Below are 557 nucleotides of genomic sequence, written 5' to 3' on the forward strand. Positions count from 1 at the left end.
GGCGGGCGGACCATTCGGCGCGTGGCTCCGCCCTTGCGTTGCGGATCGCTTCCAGCCCCACGATTTTCTCGCCGATGATCCCCTCGCCGCCGAGGAAGGCCGCGTGGGCAGGAAGGTCGGGCTCACCGGCGAGCCCGGTGGGATCGGGACTGAGCATGTCCACCCCCAACAGACGGATGCCACGATCCCACAGCATGGCCGCGGCCTCTCCTGTGAGGAAGGGATGACGCGCGCGGAGGAGGCCGTCGCGCCAGTGTCGATCCCAGCCCGTGGCCAGCAGGAGTCGGGCGGGCGTCTGCGCATCCGTGCCGGGCAGGAGGGGGGCCAGGCGCGCGGCGGAGATCGGCTCCCCGGGGGCGAGCCCGGCCAGACCGAGGACGAGGGTGTCCCCGCACAGCTCGTCCCAGGTCAGCCCCTCGACGGTGCGGCCGCCCGGCACGGTGTGGCACGGGGCGTCCACGTGGGTGCCGGCATGCGAGCCGATCTCGAGGGCCATGACCGCGACCCCGTCCTGGGCGACGGTGAGGGCGGGACGGATACGCACACCTGGATCGCCC

1 protein-coding gene is annotated in these 557 nt (G+C 73.4%); it reads right to left on the reverse strand.

What is annotated here, in order from left to right; all coding sequences use genetic code 11:
* A partial coding sequence (locus tag ACFWJO_RS37920) for a cyclase family protein (RefSeq protein ID WP_386872689.1) occupies positions 1-557 on the reverse strand: 557 nt, incomplete at both ends.

Origin of the sequence: Streptomyces sp. NPDC127092 (assembly GCF_042722475.1) — a bacterium.
Lineage (GTDB): Bacteria > Actinomycetota > Actinomycetes > Streptomycetales > Streptomycetaceae > Streptomyces.